Origin of the sequence: Pseudoalteromonas sp. Ld20 (assembly GCF_045064175.1) — a bacterium.
Lineage (GTDB): Bacteria > Pseudomonadota > Gammaproteobacteria > Enterobacterales > Alteromonadaceae > Pseudoalteromonas > Pseudoalteromonas neustonica.
The window spans coordinates 225,395-243,526 of the sequence record NZ_JBISHB010000043.1 but is presented as its reverse complement, the minus strand read 5'-3'; the positions used below and the strand labels follow the sequence as shown (position 1 = coordinate 243,526).

Genomic DNA, 18,132 nt, shown 5'->3' with positions numbered 1-18,132 from the left:
AAATAAAAAATGAACATTAAGAGTTTTTTTAGTTGTACTTTATTGTTTAGTTCAATGCATGTAATTGCGCAGCATGAAGTATCAACCTATGTATATTCAAATAGCTTTAGCAATATAGCGCCTGTTTTGGAGCTTGCTAAAGATGAATGGCAAACACCACCAAAAACCGACGCAGACAACGGTTTTTCACAAACGCGGATTGGCTTAAGTTATCAGCCGAGTGATTGGCAGCAATTTACTTTTCATATAGAGCAGCGGTTGGACTACTTTGTAAAAAGTAACCCTGACACTGCTTTAGGCTACTATCAAGAAAGTAATAAAACGCCCTTACTGAGCAAAGAAAACTACCAGGCTAAACTAGACTACTTTGCAAACCGAAGTAAAGGGCTTGGTATTACATTTGAACATCAGTTCGAATTATTTCTACTTGGTGTAAAAGGGAGTTACTGGGGGGTTGATTATTTTAGGCACTCATTCGTGAGCGGCAATGTTCAAGGTCGCGAAGATAATAGTTTATTAGGCGAGTTAAATTACCAAGAGTACTACACGCACAATAACTTTTTAAAACGTCCAAATAATGGAGGGTGGGATAACAGTGGCAGTGGTTATTCATTTGATGTATTCACAGAGTTTATGCCATGGGAAAATGTGTTAGTTCGCGCAAGTTTTATTGATATTTATAACCAATTTACAGTTGATAATGTCGGTTTTACGCGTGCCAATATTAATACAAAAGGTAGTTTTGTTGATAACCAAGGGTTTAGTAGTTTTCGCCCACTCCTAAAAGGATTTGAGGGAGAAAGTGAACATGATTTTAGGATCCCAGAACACGTTGCTATTGAGTTGTCATATAAACAGCGAGAGCTGAGTTATGTTGCCAACTTACTCCGTCAAGGTGATATCAATTTTGTACAGCTTGGTGTTCAGCTGCCCTGGGGAGAAAGCCAGATTAAACTACTTATAGACCCTGTTAACTTAGTACCTAAACTGGGTTATGAAAGTGAGTGGTTTGATTTTTCGCTTGCCATGGATAAGTTAAACCCGAATAAAGCGATGCAGTTATCGTTAGCTGCGCGTATAAGCATCTTATTTTAATAAGCTTGCTGTGATTAAAATAAAACGCCTTACTCGACGAGTAAGGCGTTTTTTATTGCTCTAAAACACGTTTAAATTAGAACGTGTATTTAGCACCTAGTGATATACGGCGTCCTTTCACGTCAAAGAACTCACCATCATCGTAAGTGAACGGATTACGTGGTGGTTCACGGTCTAGAATGTTGTTAACACCTACACGTAATTGTAGCTCATCTAAGATGTTTGTTTTATACATAAAATCAAACGTCGTGTAAGATGGGATATCATTATAGTTATTCTGTTCAATGCTCCAGTCGTTGTCATTAACAGTTGCATGACGATAATTCATTGTTAATACGTAAGCTGAGTCATCATGTGAGTACACAGCATTAAAACGACCTTTCCAACGTGGAGAGGCTATTTCACCTACATCACTACGAAAATCTTCAGCACGACCAGTTGAGTTACTGTTGTCGTCAATTAGGTAGGTTGCAGTTAATTTTAGTGCTAAGTCACCAGAGAACAACTCAGTACGGTATGCTGATTCAACATCAACACCTTTTTTATTAATAACAGCGGCATTAATTGGGCGAGTGAAGAAGTTTTCAATTTCACCCGTTTTTTCATTACGCACAACGTTACTACAGAAAGGGTTATCTAAAGATGATGACTCATAACATAGTTCAACACTATTACGGCCAAAATACTCAATGGCGCCTTCCACTTCGAATGACCAATAATCAAGAGTTAGATCTAAACCTTCAACAAACTCAGGAGTATAAATTACACCAACGGTGTAATCGTTAGATGTCTCATTTTTAAGGTTTTGGTTACCCTGAATATAGCCCGGTAAGCTGCCGGCTGCTAGCCATGCGTCCGAAGGTTTCCATCCTTCAGCTAAACCTGCTGCTTGACAGTTTTTAATTACGTTTGCTTTATACTTACTACCTGATGTAGCAATTGAGTCAGCTCTACAGACATCCGCGCGGCCTGAGCTAAATGTTTTTGAGTTAGGTGTAAATAAATCACCTATATTTGGTGCACGCACTGATTTAGAGCGATTTAAACGAACGCGAAGTTCATCTGTTACACCCCAGTTAAGCGCCAATTTCCATGCATTATCTTCACCGGTGACTGAGTAGTCCATGTAACGTAAAGCTGTTTCAAATGTTAAGTCAGTTGCTAGAAATACATCCTCTAGTAACGGGATGGAAATCTCAGCTGATAACTCATTGACATCAATTTCGCCATCCATTGGTAAGCTTGAATTACCAAAGATTAAGCCTTTTTGCATATTCTCAGATGGTGTTGTAGTTGCTGATTCACGACGGTGCTCTGCGGTGAATGCGGCTGCAACGTAACCAGCTGGAAGTTCAAAAAGTGAACCGTCTACAGTTAATGCAAAAACAACTTGGTCGTGTTGTGCAAAGCGGGTTGCGGTAGTACCAATATAATCTACTTGTGCTTGCGTTGCTGATGTAGCCCCCATAGTATTAAATGGTGTACAGCCTTCAATTGCGCCAATTACTTCGCCATCATCATTACGTTTAGCACAAACAACATTACCTTGATATTCAACGGCATCAATAGAGTTTGCTAGATTTTGCGTTAATACTTCACCAGTCCACAGTGTGTCTTGCTCAATACGACCAAACTGCGCATATGTTGAATAGCCCCAATCATCGCTTATGATGCCTTCAACGCCAATAGAGGTACGGAACACTTCACGCTCTTGGTTATATGCGCGGTCGCCCCATAGATTTTCATTGGCTTGACGAAGAGTGACTGATTTTAGTTCGTTATCATCCATTAACTTAGCCATGTCATTTTTTACAAATGCATTATCACGGCGAATAGTATGACGGAAGAAAGCCGGTGTACTTTCAGTAGTCGATTCAGTGTTTGAGTAAGTAAAGTCAAACGTTAATGTATGATCATCATTTAGTTGATAAGTACCGTAAGCAGAAGCAATAAGGCGCTCTAAAGGAGTTTGAAAGTAGCTTTTATAACCATGACCAAATACGCCGTCACCATTGCCGCCTTCAAAATAGCTATTTGATGGATTTGCAAGCTTGTTCTCGTGATCAATCAATGCTTGGTTTGGATTTGGGATGCGACCAGAGCCCATCTGAAAAGGACGAATATTTCCATTTTCATCAAAGGTATAGTGGTGGTTGTTGTAACCATCATCTGTAAAGGCACCTTTTGAGAAGAAATCACCGCCTTCAGAATAATAAGCAAGGCCTGTAGGTCTACCTAAAATAATACGCTCAGGAATACCATCTGTACCATTTAAATTGGCAGGATTAATATATGTGTTAACTGGGTTTCGGTAAAAGTCACGACTTAGCTTGCCGTAACTTTTATTCTCAGTGTAGTTAACTGATGCAATGAACGATAATTTATCACCTTCCATACCACCGGTGATAGAGAAGTTATTTTGCTCACCACCACTTTGCTCAGGGCGAACAGTTGAAACGTCAAGCTCAATACCGTCCATTGATTTTTTAGTGATGATATTTACAACACCGGCAACAGCGTCAGCGCCATATACAGCTGCAGCACCACCGGTTGCAATTTCAATGCGTTCGATCATCGTCGTTGGAATGTTATTTAAATCAACAGCGGTGTCGCCAATAGAGCCTGGAACAAAGCGACGACCATTAACAAGCACCAATGTGCGTTCTGAGCCTAAACCGCGAAGGTCAGTAGTATTTAAGCCTGACGCGTAAATTGAATTGGTTGTTGTCTCTGGTGAAAGGCCAACAGTCGCTTGCGGCATGTCAGCAAGTAAATCATTTACATTGGTGATACCTTGGTTTTCTAGCTCAACACCGCTTATCACAGTAACAGGAGTTGGAGAGGTCAAATTAAAACGTTTTATTTTTGACCCTGTTACTTGAATGCGCTCAACGGGTTTTACGTCAGTAGCTTCTTGTGCAAATGCACTTGATGCGCCAATTGTGCCAGTAATTAATACTGCGTTAACTGCTGCTGTAATAAGATTTAATTTTTTCAACATAACACCTTTTTATTTTGACAAGGTTTGCCCGCAGGGCAATTAAACTTGATTGAACTTGCAAAGGGTCAACATTGTTAGCCATATTAACTTTGACGTTAAATATATGCCTTTCAATGTAACCAAATGTAATTTAGCGCTATGTTTTATCACAGTCCCTAAATGGAGTCTTTTATGTGGCGAATGTGAGTTTTGTTGCTAAAAAGTGCTTTTTGTTTTTATTGTGGGTATATGTTGGTATTACATTGTTTTTTATTAATATTATTTGTAATCATAGATTTACACATTTACTTTTTGTAATTTATTAAGTTGTTTTTATATTTTACAATTAACTATTTTGCAATTGTACGTCAATAACTTTGCTTTAAAATTGAACTGCAATGTTAATTTTGCTCAAAAAGTGACGAGTGATATTTGAGCAGTTGAGCAAGAGTAGGGGAACTTTTTAGTTTATATGCTATTAGTTACCATCTAGCACAAGTGTTGTGTTAGATGGTAATGGTAACTGAGCACTATTTTTGGCATTATGTCAGCTTCATTTTTTATCTCTTTTTTAGTGCTGCATAAGCTATTTTTAGCGGCAAAGGAATAATATGCATATTCATATTTTAGGTATTTGTGGCACTTTTATGGGCGGTATTGCGGCGATTGCTAAGTCGCTTGGGCATACTGTAACGGGCTCAGATCTAAACGTGTATCCACCAATGAGCACACAACTCGAAGAGCTAGGTATTAAATTAATGCAGGGCTATGATGTCTCTCAGTTAGACCCTGCGCCAGACATGGTTGTGATTGGTAATGCAATGAGTCGCGGTAACCCATGTGTTGAATATGTATTAGATAAAGGGCTACCTTATACCTCTGGCCCTGAATGGTTGAAGCATAATTTGCTGCAAAATTCATGGGTACTGGCTGTTGCAGGTACTCACGGTAAAACCACTACCGCAAGTATGCTGGCCTGGATTTTAGAGTATGCAGGTTTAAAGCCGGGTTTTTTAATCGGTGGCATTGTGCAAAATTTTGGCTTGTCTGCCCGAGTTGGCGAAACGCCATTTTTTGTTATTGAAGCCGATGAGTACGACACTGCATTTTTTGATAAGCGCAGCAAGTTTGTTCACTACCTACCACGCACGCTTATTTTAAATAACCTTGAATTTGATCATGCGGATATTTTCGACGATTTAAACGCCATTAAAAAACAATTTCATCATTTGATGCGTACTCTACCAAGTAGTGGCAAAGTAATTTGGCCCCAGCAAGATAACGCATTGCAAGCTGTGGTAAAGCAAGGCTGTTGGAGTGAAAGTGAAACACTCGGCGCAGATTGGGACTATCAGCTTATCAAGGCTGATGGTAGCGAGTTTACTGTGTTACTTAATGATCAGAGTCAAGGCACTGTAAAATGGCAAGCGTTTGGTGAGCACAATGTGAAAAACGCGATTATGGCAATTGCTGCCGCGCGTCATGTAGGTATTGCTATCCCGCATAGTATTGCGGGGTTAGGAGAGTTTATTAGCCCAAAACGCAGAATGGAGCTTAAAGCGGATATTGCCAATATTAAAGTGTATGACGATTTTGCTCATCACCCTACGGCTATCACTACAACACTTGCAGGGCTGCGCGCAAAAGTGGGTGATGAAAAAATTATCGCTATACTCGAGCCGCGTTCAAACACTATGAAAATGGGTGTGCATCAACATACCTTATTAGCGTCGTTAGTCGATGCTAATGATGTGTATCTATTTGAGCCTGAAAATTTAGCATGGTCATTAAGCGAACAAGCAAAAATGGTATGCTTAAGCAATATCAATGAGATCATTGAGCAAGTCGTTGCAAGCGCTCAGCCACAACAACATATTTTAATCATGAGCAATGGCGGCTTTAACGGCCTTCATGATAAGTTAATTACCGCTTTGCAGCATAAATTTATACAGTAATAAACCGGAGCGACAGTGCAATATAAAGAAACCATTACGCTTGCCTTTAGTGGCGCGTCAGGTGCGCCATATGGCTTACGATTACTTGAAGTATTGCTCGCGCAGCAGTTTCGCGTGTATGTGTTGATCTCAAGTGCTGCTCGTGTAGTACTTGATACTGAATCAAACATAAAGTTATCAGGTAATGAAGATAAGGCGACCGAGCAATTAAGTACATTATTTAATGCACCAGCAGGTCAGTTACAAGTATTTGGTAAAGATAACTGGTTTAGCCCGGTAGCGTCAGGCTCTGCCGCACCGAAAAAAATGGTTGTATGCCCGTGTAGCGCAGGGTCAGTCTCTGCGATTGCAATGGGGGCGTCAGATAATCTATTAGAGCGTGCAGCAGATGTAGTGATTAAAGAGCGCGGTCAGTTAATTTTAGTGCCACGAGAAACACCATTTAGTGAAATTCATCTTGAGAACATGCTAAAACTCGCCAAGCTTGGGGTGACCATAATGCCTGCGGCACCAGGTTTTTATCATCAGCCACAAACCATTAATGACTTAGTTGACTTTATGGTTGCGCGTATTCTAGATCATTTAAATATTGAACATACCCTCACTAAGCGTTGGGGTTATGGGGAAGGGAAATCATGAGTAAAGCACTTGCTTTGAATATTGAAGGCCTTACTAAGGTTTATAAAAATGGTGTTGAAGCAGTCAAAGGCATTGATCTGCAAGTGTATGAAGGCGATTTTTTTGCATTACTTGGGCCTAATGGCGCGGGTAAATCAACGACCATAGGCGTGATTTCGTCATTGGTTAATAAAAGCCAAGGCAAAGTGGAAGTATTTGGTCATAACATTGATACCGATTTAGAAGCCGCTAAATCGCAGCTTGGTCTTGTACCGCAAGAATTTAACTTTAGCCAGTTTGAAACCCTTACACAAATATTAGTTAATCAAGCCGGTTACTATGGTGTGCCGCGAAAATTAGCCCATCAGCGAGCTGATAAATACTTAGCACAATTAGGCTTACTCGAGAAAAAAGACAAACAAGCGCGTACTTTATCGGGCGGTATGAAGCGTAGGTTAATGATTGCCCGTGCGTTAATGCATGAACCAAAACTGCTTATTTTAGATGAGCCAACAGCGGGTGTTGATATTGAGCTGCGCCGTTCTATGTGGGATTTTTTACGCCAAATTAATGAGCAAGGTGTAACGATTATCCTTACGACACATTATTTAGAAGAAGCTGAATTATTGTGTAAAAATATCGCTATTATTGACTCAGGTATTATCGTTGAAAATACCACGATTAAAGCATTGCTTGCCAAATTAGATAAAGAAACGTTTATTCTGGATTTAAAACAACCTGTACAGCCGGTTACAGTCACGCTTGATGGCTATAAATTTACAATGGCTGATGATCATACCATTGAAGTAGAAGTGGCAAAATCACAAGGTTTGAATGCGGTATTTACAGCATTAACTGAGCAGGGTAATACCGTACTTAGTATGCGTAATAAAGCGAACAGGTTAGAAGAGTTGTTTGTCGGTTTACTAGAACAAGGGCGGGGCAAGTAGATGTTTAAATATGGCGTAGCCTTAAAAAGTTTATGGTTTAAAGAATGCATTCGATTTTTACGTATTTGGATTCAAACCTTAGTGCCACCTGCGATTACCATGAGTTTATATTTTGTGATTTTTGGTAATTTAATAGGCTCTCGTATCGGTGATATGGGCGGTTTTAGCTATATGGAGTTTATTGTTCCTGGTCTAATCATGATGTCGGTGATCACTAACTCCTACTCTAATGTGGCTTCAAGTTTTTATTCAACCAAGTTTCAAAAAAGTATTGAAGAGCTATTAGTCGCACCAGTGCCTAATTATATCATTGTGCTGGGTTACATGGGCGGCGGTATGACGCGTGGTATGCTGGTGGGGTTAATTGTTACGTGTGTATCTTTGTTATTTGTTGATATTCAAATCCATAACGTATTTGTGATCATAGCGACGGTAATATTAACATCAGCGGTATTTGCATTAGGTGGTCTGATTAATGCTATTTACGCGAATAGCTTTGACGATATTAGTATTATTCCTACCTTTGTTCTAACACCGCTGACTTATTTAGGTGGGGTATTTTACTCAATCACGTTATTACCAGAATTTTGGCAGGGGGTATCGCAGATTAACCCAATTATTTATATGGTTAATGCCTTTAGGTATGGCTTTTTAGGCGTATCAGATGTTGATTTATCTGTTGCATTTGGTGTGTTGTTGTTATTTATTACAGCACTATTTACAGTCGCGTTGACGTTAATTAAAAAAGGTGTGGGGTTAAGACACTAATGAGTGATGCAAATTCACGAAGTATTGTATCTAATCAACAAGGCTTGCATGAAAAGCTGGATGAGATAGTTAATAAACATTTAACTGCTGAGTTTAAAAAACCCATTGCAGCGCATACGCAAATGGCATTTGATCAAGTAAATGAAAAAGTGCAGGCTTTTGCTGGGCCCATTATTTTAGATTCGTGTTGTGGCGTAGGCGAAAGCACTGCTAATTTAGCAAAGCGTCACCCAGATGCGTTAGTGATAGGTATTGATAAGTCATCACATCGTTTAGATAAGCATGACATTGAATACAAGCAAACAGACTCGGGCCAGTATATTTTAGTGCAAGCTGACCTTAATGATTTTTGGCGTTTAGCTGTCGCTGCCAATTGGCAGCCAACGCACCATTATTTGTTGTATCCAAATCCATGGCCTAAAGCTAAGCATATTCAACGGCGTTGGCACGGCGCTGCTATCTTCCCATTCATCGTTAAGTTAGGCGGGTTACTCGAAGTTCGCAGTAACTGGGATATCTACGTAAAAGAGTTTGCTCAAGCATTACAGTTAACTGGGCAGCATTGTGAGGTAGAACTATTTAGTAGCGATACCGCCATTACTCCGTTTGAGAGAAAGTATTGGGCGAGCTCTCAGCAGAGCCACCGATTAGTGATTGCGCTGTTATAGTCTTTTTTAAACGACTACTTATTTGTGGCGCTGGTTCGGCAAAGTAATAACCTTGCATCAGCGTCACATTTGCCTTTAACAAGGCATCGACAATCGCTTTATTCTCTACCCATTCAGCAATCAGTTGTAAGTTTAGTTGCTTTGAAAAGCTGGCAATGTGCTCAATATAGAGATATATATCTTTATCGTGAATTATTTGTCTGATCAATGTACCGTCTAGTTTAATGCCATCAACTTCTAATTTTAAGACATTAGATATATTAGAATACCCAGTACCAAAATCATCAATGAAGACCTTTACGCCTCGTTGCCTAACCATTGCAATAAACGCTTTAACTTCAGAAAAGTTAGCGATAGCTTCTGTTTCGAGTAACTCTAAGGTGATATTTCTAGGTTGAGGATAACGTTTTAGTTCACTTTCTAAAAACTCACTTAAACCGGGGTCAAGCATATCTTGGGCGGTAATATTTATACTCCAGCATATACTGGTTTTTCGGAATCGTTCAAAGCATTGCGTCAGCATAGATCGCGTTAACATGCCGTCCATGCGCGAGCGGTTTACAACATTTAAAAATGCGTCAGGTTTTAATATTTCACCTTGGCAAGTAATCATCCGAGCTAAGCATTCATATTGGATTATTTTGTTATGCGTACTGTCATAGATTGCTTGAAAATAGGGAACAATGCGGTTGTTTTCAAAGGCCTCTCTAACTTCTTTTGCCATTTCAACATTGTATTGGTATTGGCTTTTTACATCATGTAGAGCTTTTGAGTAATTAACAACAGTATGACGCCCTTGCTTTGCTTGTAGTGCGGCAATGTGGGCATTCTCAAGTAGCATAGATTTATTGCCGTTAGCGATACCAGCGCATAAAGTAATATAAATAAATGGGTTAGTAAGTAGTGGGGTGCTGCAATTATACTCTTCAATAATGTTAACAAAGCTGTTGTTATTATCATCGAATGAAGTAAGTAGAACAATCTTATTCGTTGCTAAACGAAATATTCGGCTGTCGGTTGGCCGGCGTTTATTAAAGTGCTCTAACAGGTTTTTCATTACTCTGTCGCCAACTTCGGTGCCATAAAAGCTATTTATATCTTCTATTTCATTGACCCAGATAACAGCAAGTTGCATATGGTGAAGTGGTGATTTTTTGATGAAATATTCAAGCGCAATATGATTGGCAAAACCACTAGCTGAATCAGTCGATATGGCACGCTTTAATAAAAATATATAAATGCCAGCAACCAATAACGCAATGAAAAAGAAAAAGCTAGCCATAGCAGCTGCTTTTGAAGCACTTAACTGTAGACGTTGATTTAGGTCATAAATAGTAATATCGGCACCAGTAATATAAGTAACACCATTACTATCAACAAAAGGAATAAAGATTGTTTTAAAGTGGCCCCATTGATCTTTTGATATTTCGAATATAGGTTCAGTAGAATAAAAAGCGCCTTTATTAGCATCGGTTGCTTCAGGATAGAGGTCAAGAAGCTGTGTTACTTTCCCGGTATTTTGATCCTTTTGGGTATAACTTGAGGCGCTGAAATGGACTTGTCCATCTTTTAAAATCATCGCGTAAACATAGGCAATATCGAGAGTATTGGCAAACTCTGATAGTTGGCGACTTTTTTGTTGATATTCGCTGCGGCTGACATGTAGCCCCGCATTGAGTTGACGATGATAATCATCACCCAATATATGCTTTACGCTTAGTGCCGCATTAAGCAAACGAGTATCAACACTTTGCATAATATCATTACGCGTGCTGTGGTATGTGTAGTAAACGTAAGCAAGTAAGCTGATAACAAAAACGACAAAACCGGCCATTATCCATTTGGTTCGTATACTTCCTTTTATCATGTGTGCCTCTTTTGTGGTCGCTACACCATTATACAAAAAATGGCTGTCTCAGCTATAAATAAATTACGGCGCATTTTAGCAGCAAATATTAATCAATTTATCATTAATTTGTCATGCAATTGACTGCTTTTATGGCTTTATACGAGACATTACTACTCTATTGCAGTAAAGTTAACGCATTTCGTAGAATCATTGTAGCTGGCGTTGTTTATGCTAAGGGCCTTTAATTGGGTCTTTGGATAAAAGAAAGCTACATTTACTGGGTATAAAGATGGATCAAAAGCGTTGTGCCGTCGCCTCTAAAGAAACTCTGATGCGTATATTTACCGTGCCTGAAGCACCTGACTCAACTTTGAGTAAAATCGAACTTGAGATTTCGAGCAACTTAGCAGGTTTTTTGAATGAGAACATTGCGGCAATTGAAAAGCCATTGCATGAAATTGAAAAAGATTTTCAATCAGCGGTGATCCCAGAAGATCCAACTTTTGTTTCAGCTTATGCGCAGGACATTATGGAGCAACTTGTTGCTCATTCAGTGCATACAGCCGCGCCAAGCTTTATTGGCCATATGACTTCAGCGCTACCGCATTTTGTGCTGCCACTATCTAAGTTGATGGTGGGCCTTAATCAAAACCTGGTAAAAATTGAAACCTCCAAAGCATTTACTCCCCTTGAACGCCAAGTACTTGGCATGATGCATCATTTAGCATACGGGCAAGATGACGGTTTTTATAGTAAATGGATGCACAGTGCTAAAACATCACTCGGTGCATTTTGCTCTGGTGGCACAATTGCAAATATTACCGCGTTGTGGATTGCCCGTAACCGTTTGCTTAAAGCGGATGGGGAATTTAAAGGGATTGGTACACAGGGTTTAATTAGTGCCATGCTGCATTATGGTTATAAAGGCTTAGCGGTATTGATTTCTGAGCGTGGCCATTATTCATTGGGTAAATCAGCTGATTTATTAGGTATTGGTCGTGATAACTTTATAGCCATTAAAACGGCTGATAACAATAAGGTCGATGTTGATGCAATGCGCGCGAAAGCACATGAGTTAGAAGCGCGAGGCATAAAAGTGATGGCCATAGTAGGCGTAGCGGGCACTACTGAAACCGGCAATATTGATCCACTTGATGCCATGGCTGATTTAAGTGCAGAGCTTAACTGTCATTTTCATGTAGATGCTGCCTGGGGTGGGGCAACTTTATTATCGCAAACTCACCGATCACTTCTAAAAGGTATTGAGCGAGCAGATTCAATTACTATTGATGCGCATAAACAAATGTATGTGCCAATGGGGGCGGGGCTCGTGTTATTCAAAGACCCCACAGCGACGGATGCTATTGAGCATCATGCTGAATATATTTTACGCAAAGGCTCAAAAGACTTAGGTAGCCATACGCTCGAAGGCAGTCGCCCAGGTATGGCGATGTTAGTGCATGCTTGCTTACGAGTAATTGGCCGTAAAGGCTATGAAATATTGATTGATAAAGGCATAGAAAAAGCACAGTATTTTGCTGAATTAGTTAAAGCGGATGACGATTTTGAGCTGATCTCAGAGCCTGAATTATGTTTGCTAACATACCGTTATGTACCAAAGAAAATTAAGCAAAAAATAGCAGAAGCAGACGAGCAAACACGGCTAGATATTTTTGCCTCACTAAATCGTTTTACCGCCAGTATGCAAAAACGTCAACGAGAAGCAGGGCGCTCATTCGTTTCGCGTACACGTTTAACACCAGCTCAGTATGATCATCAACCTACCGTGGTATTTAGAGTGGTACTTGCTAACCCACTTACATCACAGAGTATCTTAAAAGATATTTTGGCTGAGCAAAAAGAACTGGCTAAAACAGATCCTGTCTTTAAAAAATACTTATCTAAGTATATGAAGTAATAATTAATGGTGTTAGTTATGTAATTAACACCATTAATGCTTTGTACATTAGCTAAAGCAACTCGCTTTAATCATTTCACTAATAATAGTTTGCGATGGTTTTATTTTTTCCATCGCTAAAAACTCATCCGGCTGGTGAGCTTGATTAATAGAGCCTGGCCCCATAACAATGGTTTCACAGCCTAATTGCTGAATAAACGGTGCTTCAGTACAGTAATTAACTGCGACCGCTTTCTCGCCAGATATTTTTTCTGCCAGTTTAACCAATGCCGAATCAGTGCTGCCGGTGAAAGCGGGAATTGGCTCGTGCATATCGACCACACTCACTGAATCTGGGTATTGATTGTTTATTTCAGCGGCCATTTTTAGCAGCATCATTTGCAATTCTTGTACGCTTAAACCCGGCAATGGGCGCATATCAATGTGCATTTCGCAGCAGCCACAGATGCGGTTTGCATTATCGCCACCGTGGATATGGCCTAAGTTTAAAGTAGGGTAAGGAATAACAAAATGCTCAACTGCATACTTATTCTTTAATTCTTCTTTTAAAACTAATAATTTTGCAATCACTTTATGCATTACTTCAATGGCGTTTAAGCCGCGCTCAGGATCAGAACTGTGACCTGAACGACCCACTACTCTAATAGCACTGCTCATATGCCCTTTATGCGTGAAAACAGGCGTCATATCAGTAGGCTCACCAATAATACAGCGGGCGGGCTTTAAATTTGAGTGCTTACAAATTTGTTGCGCGCCGGCCATGGTCGTTTCTTCATCGGCGGTGGCTAAAATCAAAATTGGCTGTGTTTGTGCGCCTTTATCTAGTTCATTGATAGCGTGCAATACAAAAGCAAAAAAACCTTTCATATCAATGCTTCCTAATCCATATAATTTATTATCGTGCTCACTTAATTTAAACGGATTATAGTTCCAGCGGCTATCATCAAATGGCACGGTATCAGTATGACCAGCAAGCATTAAACCGCCATCCCCTTGGCCTCGTTTTGCGAGTAAATTAAAACGACCTTTAGCGCCCGACAATTCTGTTATTTCACATTCAAATCCAAGGCTTGTACACCAAGTGGCTAATAAATCAATCACCCCTTTATTACTCATAGACAATGACTCATCCATAGCACTAATTGAAGGCGCAGCGATCAATTGCTGATACATAGATAAAAAAGACGGTAATGACATAAAAAAATCCAAAATAAGTATTCAATCTAATTGCATAACAATATAAAAGTATTTATGATGAATATCAATTCACTTTTTAAGCATAAATATATTAAAGCGACGCAATGAATATAAAACGACGATAACCCAGTTTCATTCCTAAAATAGTGTGTTTATGCACTGTTAAACCCGATTTGAACATAAATGTAGTAATAAAAACCAAAAAGAGTAACGAATGAAAGTAGTGATTATTGGCGCAAGTGGTTATAGCGGCGCAGAATTAGCCAGTTTAGTCGCAAAACACCCACAATTAACCTTAGCTGGTTGCTATGTATCTGAGCAAAGCTTAGATAAAGGTAAATTATTAAGTGACTTGTACCCTGAGCATCTAGGTTTACTAGATTCTCCTTTATTACCGCTGAGCGAAAGTGCGTTTAGCGATATTGACAATACGGCTGACTTTGTTTGTTTATGTACTGATCATAAAGTGAGTGTTGATTTAGCGCCACGTTTTTTAAGCATGGGCAAAAAAGTATTTGATTTATCAGGTGGCTATCGTTTAAGCAGCAATGAAGATTATCAAACCTATTATGGCTTTGAACATCAGCATACAGAGTTATTGAGTGAAGCGGCATACGGATTAGTTGAGTGGAATAGCGAAGCAATTGCAAAAGCAAAGCTTGTGGCTGTGGCGGGTTGTTATCCAACAGCTGCATTAAACGCGTTAAAGCCATTACAACAAGCCGGGTTATTGGCTGATCAAACTATTATTATTAATGCCGTATCAGGTGTTACAGGTGCAGGGCGTAAAGCCAGTGTGGGCACGCATTTTTGTGAAGTGTCATTAGCGCCATACGGATTATTTAATCACAGGCACAGCCCTGAAATTGAACAACATTTAGGTCATAAAGTGTTATTTACACCGCATTTAGGTAATTTTCCACGCGGTATTTTAGAAACCATTTATGTACAACTAAAAGCAGATGTAACGCCAGAGCAAGTTACGCAAGCCTACCAAGTGCTTGTTGATGAGCCACTGATCCGATTACTGGGTCGTAAAATACCATCAATTAAAGGGGTGGCTAAGCAGCCGTTTGTGGATATTGCTTGGCAACAACAAGGGTGCCAACTGATTGTAATGGCAGCCATTGATAACTTATTAAAAGGTGCTGCTGGGCAAGCACTACAATGTATTAATTTAGCGATGGGGATACCTCATAGCACTGGTTTAAAAGGGTAATTAGTAATGCAAACATGGGTCATTAAACTCGGTGGTGCAGTACTCAATACAGAAGACGCGGCAAAAGCGTTATTTGAGGCGCTGGCATCGCAAACTCAAGCGCAATTTGTCATCGTTCATGGCGGAGGCTCACTGGTAGATAATTGGTTGAGTGAGGCGGGGTTTGCCAGTGCGAAACATCAAGGCTTACGCATCAGTCCGAAAGAGCAAATGCCTTATATTGTAGGGGCATTGGCAGGCTGTGCGAATAAACAATTAATGAGCCAAGCAATTATTGCGGGTCATAAACCGGTCGGACTTAGTTTATACGAAGCGGGCATTATTTCGTCACAAAAATTAAAAGCGCTTGGTCAAGTGGGTAATTGTGAAAGTGGTGAGCAAAGCGTGCTCCCTGAGTTGTTAAAGCTCGGACGCTTACCGCTGGTGAGCTCTATTGGCTTTGGTGATGATGGCCTTTGGTATAACGTAAATGCCGATGAAGCTGCTGCGGCAATTGCAAAAGAACTTAATGCAGAAATTATTTTTATGACTGATGTAGAGGCAGTGCTTGATGCAAATAAACAGCCGTTACATCAACTTGACACAAATCAGATCAATACTCTGATTACAGATGGAGTAATTTTGGGTGGGATGGAGGTCAAAGTAAAGACCAGCCTTCTTGCTGCCCAGCACTTACGACGCGGAGTGTATATTTCGAGCTGGCAAAAGCCAGAAAATTTAGTCGCTCTACTTGCCGGTGAGCACGTCGGAACAAAAATTACACCATAGGTTTTTATATGTTTAATCATTTTTTATCGGGTCTTGAACTAGACCAACAAGGCGCACTTAAGTTACTTAATCTTGCGCAAAAAATTAAAGCGAATCCTGCTGATTTTAGTCAAGCCCTAGCGGGTAAATCCGTGGTTACTTTATTTGAAAAGCCGAGCTTACGTACGCGTTTATCATTTGATATTGGTATTAATAAGTTAGGTGGTCATGCGGTGTATCTTGATTCGCAAAATGGTGCCATGGGCGCACGTGAATCAGTGAAAGATTTTGCTTTGAATATCGCCAGTTGGGCAGACGGCATCGTGGCACGGGTATATCAACATAAAACGTTAACTACACTTGCTGAGTTCTCGAGCGTTCCTGTGGTTAATAGCTTGTGTGATTTATATCACCCATGCCAAGCACTTGCTGACTTTTTAACACTGCAAGAAGTGTATGGTGATGTAAGCCAACTAAAACTGGCTTATTTAGGTGAAGGTAACAACGTAACTCATTCACTAATGTTGCTTGCAGCTACTTTAGGTACTGATTTCGTTGCTGTATGCCCTAAAGGCAGCTCACCGGATTCGCAAATTTTAAAGCAAGCAGAACAAATTGCAGCAATGAATGGTGCATCAGTGATGGTCAGTGACCGTGTTGAAGCGGCTGTAGGTGCTAACGCTGTGTATGCAGATACATGGGTATCAATGGGTGATGAAACGCCACTTGATCAAGTAAAAGAAAAGTACATGCCGTATCAATTAAACAAGGCGTTACTTGAACTAACAGGGGCTGACACTGTACTGCATTGCCAGCCTGCACACCGTGAGTTTGAAATTACTTCAGAAGTAATGGATGGTCCGGCGTCAAAAATTATACAACAAGCAGAAAATCGTATGCATGCGCAAAACGCGTTGCTTGTTTCATTATTAAATCCAAATTTTGTGTAAGGTATCACCAATGCGTTCTATTAAAAAAGTTGTATTAGCCTATTCTGGTGGTTTAGATACGTCGGCCATTGTGCCATGGTTAAAAGAGAACTACGGCTGTGAAGTCATTGCGTTTGTGGCCGATGTAGGTCAAGGCGCAGAAGAGCTTGAAGGTGTTGAAGCAAAAGCGATCGCATCAGGTGCATCTGAGTGTTATGTCGTTGACCTAAAAGATGAGATGGTAAGTGACTATATTTATCCAACGCTTAAAACAGGTTCAATCTACGAAGGTACTTATTTATTAGGTACGTCAATGGCACGTCCTATTATTGCAAAAGCGCAGGTTGAAATTGCTCGCAAAGTAGGTGCTGATGCACTTTCTCATGGTTGTACTGGTAAAGGTAATGACCAAGTACGTTTTGAATCGTGTTTTGCCGCGCTTGCTCCAGATCTTCAAGTGATTGCGCCATGGCGTGAGTGGGATTTATCAAGCCGTGAGTCATTACTTGATTACTTAGCAGAGCGTAATATTCCATGTTCAGCGTCTGCAACTAAAATCTACAGTCGTGATGCAAACGCGTGGCATATTTCGCACGAAGGTGGTGAGCTTGAAGATCCGTGGTGCCAACCAAGTGAGCAAGTTTGGACATGGACTAATTCACCAGAGCAAGCGCCGAATGAACCTGAGTTTGTTACCTTAAAGGTAGTTGAAGGTGAAGTAGTTGCGGTAAATGGCGAACAACTTAAACCGTATGACTGTTTAGTTAAACTTAATGATATTGCATCCCCGCATGGCGTTGGTCGTGTTGATATCGTTGAAAACCGCTTAGTGGGCATGAAATCACGTGGTTGTTATGAAACACCAGGTGGGACAGTGATCATGGCTGCATTACAAGCGATTGATGAGCTAGTACTTGATAAAGCAAGTCGTAAATGGAAAGAAGTATTGGGCGGCGAGTTCTCACACTTAGTCTATGACGGTCGTTGGTTTACACCACTTAAAGACTCAATATTAGCGGGCGCAGAAGCATTATCAACTGTTGCTACTGGCGAAGTTATTCTTAAGCTTTATAAAGGCCAAGTAACTGCGGTTCAGAAAAAATCACCAAATAGCTTATACAGCGAAGACTTTGCAACATTTGGTGCAGATGATGTATACGACCAATCGCATGCTGAAGGTTTTATTCGTTTATTCTCGCTTTCAAGCAGAATTTCAGCACTCGCGAAGAAGTAATTTTA

General features: G+C 40.2%; 14 protein-coding genes. 11 read left to right on the top strand and 3 right to left on the bottom strand.

Features of this window, described 5'->3' with window-relative positions; translation table 11 throughout:
- Nucleotides 1-9 precede the first annotated feature (9 nt).
- Nucleotides 10-1,095: a hypothetical protein gene (locus ACJJVX_RS18190; RefSeq protein WP_054455118.1), complete on the top strand. Its 1,086-nt coding sequence runs from the start codon at nucleotides 10-12 to the stop codon at nucleotides 1,093-1,095.
- Nucleotides 1,096-1,171: 76 nt separating this feature from the next.
- On the opposite strand, the gene ACJJVX_RS18185 is transcribed toward ACJJVX_RS18190, so the two are convergent.
- Nucleotides 1,172-4,096, bottom strand: coding sequence for a TonB-dependent receptor plug domain-containing protein (locus tag ACJJVX_RS18185; protein WP_405632780.1), 2,925 nt, complete (start codon nucleotides 4,094-4,096; stop codon nucleotides 1,172-1,174).
- 590 nt (nucleotides 4,097-4,686) lie between these two features.
- Here ACJJVX_RS18185 and mpl point away from each other — a divergent pair.
- Genes mpl through ACJJVX_RS18160 form a run of 5 tightly spaced genes read left to right on the top strand, consistent with a single transcriptional unit; the run spans nucleotide 4,687 to nucleotide 9,034 of the window.
- Nucleotides 4,687-6,030, top strand: coding sequence for a UDP-N-acetylmuramate:L-alanyl-gamma-D-glutamyl-meso-diaminopimelate ligase (gene mpl, locus ACJJVX_RS18180; protein WP_405632777.1), 1,344 nt, complete (start codon nucleotides 4,687-4,689; stop codon nucleotides 6,028-6,030).
- Nucleotides 6,031-6,045: 15 nt separating this feature from the next.
- On the top strand, nucleotides 6,046-6,669 hold the full coding sequence (locus ACJJVX_RS18175; protein ID WP_054204340.1) for a flavin prenyltransferase UbiX: 624 nt from the start codon (nucleotides 6,046-6,048) through the stop codon (nucleotides 6,667-6,669).
- Nucleotides 6,666-7,598 carry an ABC transporter ATP-binding protein gene (locus ACJJVX_RS18170; RefSeq protein ID WP_054204339.1) on the top strand — a complete coding sequence of 311 codons (933 nt, stop codon included), beginning with the start codon at nucleotides 6,666-6,668 and terminating at the stop codon, nucleotides 7,596-7,598. Before ACJJVX_RS18175 ends, ACJJVX_RS18170 begins: the two co-directional genes overlap by 4 nt.
- Nucleotides 7,599-8,366 (top strand): ABC transporter permease, encoded by a 768-nt coding sequence (locus ACJJVX_RS18165; protein WP_054204338.1) that lies wholly within the window; start codon nucleotides 7,599-7,601, stop codon nucleotides 8,364-8,366.
- Nucleotides 8,366-9,034, top strand: coding sequence for a tRNA (guanosine(46)-N(7))-methyltransferase TrmB (locus tag ACJJVX_RS18160; protein ID WP_054204337.1), 669 nt, complete (start codon nucleotides 8,366-8,368; stop codon nucleotides 9,032-9,034). Before ACJJVX_RS18165 ends, ACJJVX_RS18160 begins: the two co-directional genes overlap by 1 nt.
- On the opposite strand, the gene ACJJVX_RS18155 is transcribed toward ACJJVX_RS18160, so the two are convergent.
- Complete coding sequence (locus ACJJVX_RS18155) at nucleotides 8,964-10,901, bottom strand: GGDEF domain-containing protein (RefSeq protein ID WP_054204336.1); 1,938 nt, start codon at nucleotides 10,899-10,901, stop codon at nucleotides 8,964-8,966. The two genes, ACJJVX_RS18160 and ACJJVX_RS18155, sit on opposite strands and share 71 nt — an antisense overlap.
- Before the next feature lie 271 nt (nucleotides 10,902-11,172).
- Here ACJJVX_RS18155 and panP point away from each other — a divergent pair, with 271 nt between their 5' ends.
- Nucleotides 11,173-12,801, top strand: coding sequence for a pyridoxal-dependent aspartate 1-decarboxylase PanP (gene panP / locus ACJJVX_RS18150; RefSeq protein WP_064435230.1), 1,629 nt, complete (start codon nucleotides 11,173-11,175; stop codon nucleotides 12,799-12,801).
- A 48-nt stretch (nucleotides 12,802-12,849) separates the two neighbouring features.
- Here panP and argE read toward each other — a convergent pair whose 3' ends face one another.
- The gene (gene argE / locus ACJJVX_RS18145; RefSeq protein WP_054455129.1) at nucleotides 12,850-13,998 is read right to left on the bottom strand and encodes an acetylornithine deacetylase; all 1,149 of its coding nucleotides are present in this window, start codon (nucleotides 13,996-13,998) and stop codon (nucleotides 12,850-12,852) included.
- 214 nt (nucleotides 13,999-14,212) lie between these two features.
- Between argE and argC the strand changes: the two genes are divergently transcribed.
- The 4 genes from argC to ACJJVX_RS18125 are packed head-to-tail and all read left to right on the top strand — an operon-like array spanning nucleotide 14,213 to nucleotide 18,127.
- Nucleotides 14,213-15,217, top strand: a complete 1,005-nt coding sequence (argC, locus tag ACJJVX_RS18140) for an N-acetyl-gamma-glutamyl-phosphate reductase (protein WP_169326555.1) — start codon at nucleotides 14,213-14,215, stop codon at nucleotides 15,215-15,217.
- Between the two features lie 6 nt (nucleotides 15,218-15,223).
- Nucleotides 15,224-15,985 (top strand): acetylglutamate kinase, encoded by a 762-nt coding sequence (gene argB, locus ACJJVX_RS18135; RefSeq protein WP_054204332.1) that lies wholly within the window; start codon nucleotides 15,224-15,226, stop codon nucleotides 15,983-15,985.
- Nucleotides 15,986-15,993: 8 nt separating this feature from the next.
- Complete coding sequence (locus tag ACJJVX_RS18130) at nucleotides 15,994-16,914, top strand: ornithine carbamoyltransferase (RefSeq protein ID WP_054204331.1); 921 nt, start codon at nucleotides 15,994-15,996, stop codon at nucleotides 16,912-16,914.
- A gap of 10 nt (nucleotides 16,915-16,924) precedes the next feature.
- Nucleotides 16,925-18,127 carry an argininosuccinate synthase gene (locus tag ACJJVX_RS18125; protein WP_054204330.1) on the top strand — a complete coding sequence of 401 codons (1,203 nt, stop codon included), beginning with the start codon at nucleotides 16,925-16,927 and terminating at the stop codon, nucleotides 18,125-18,127.
- Nucleotides 18,128-18,132 lie beyond the last annotated feature (5 nt).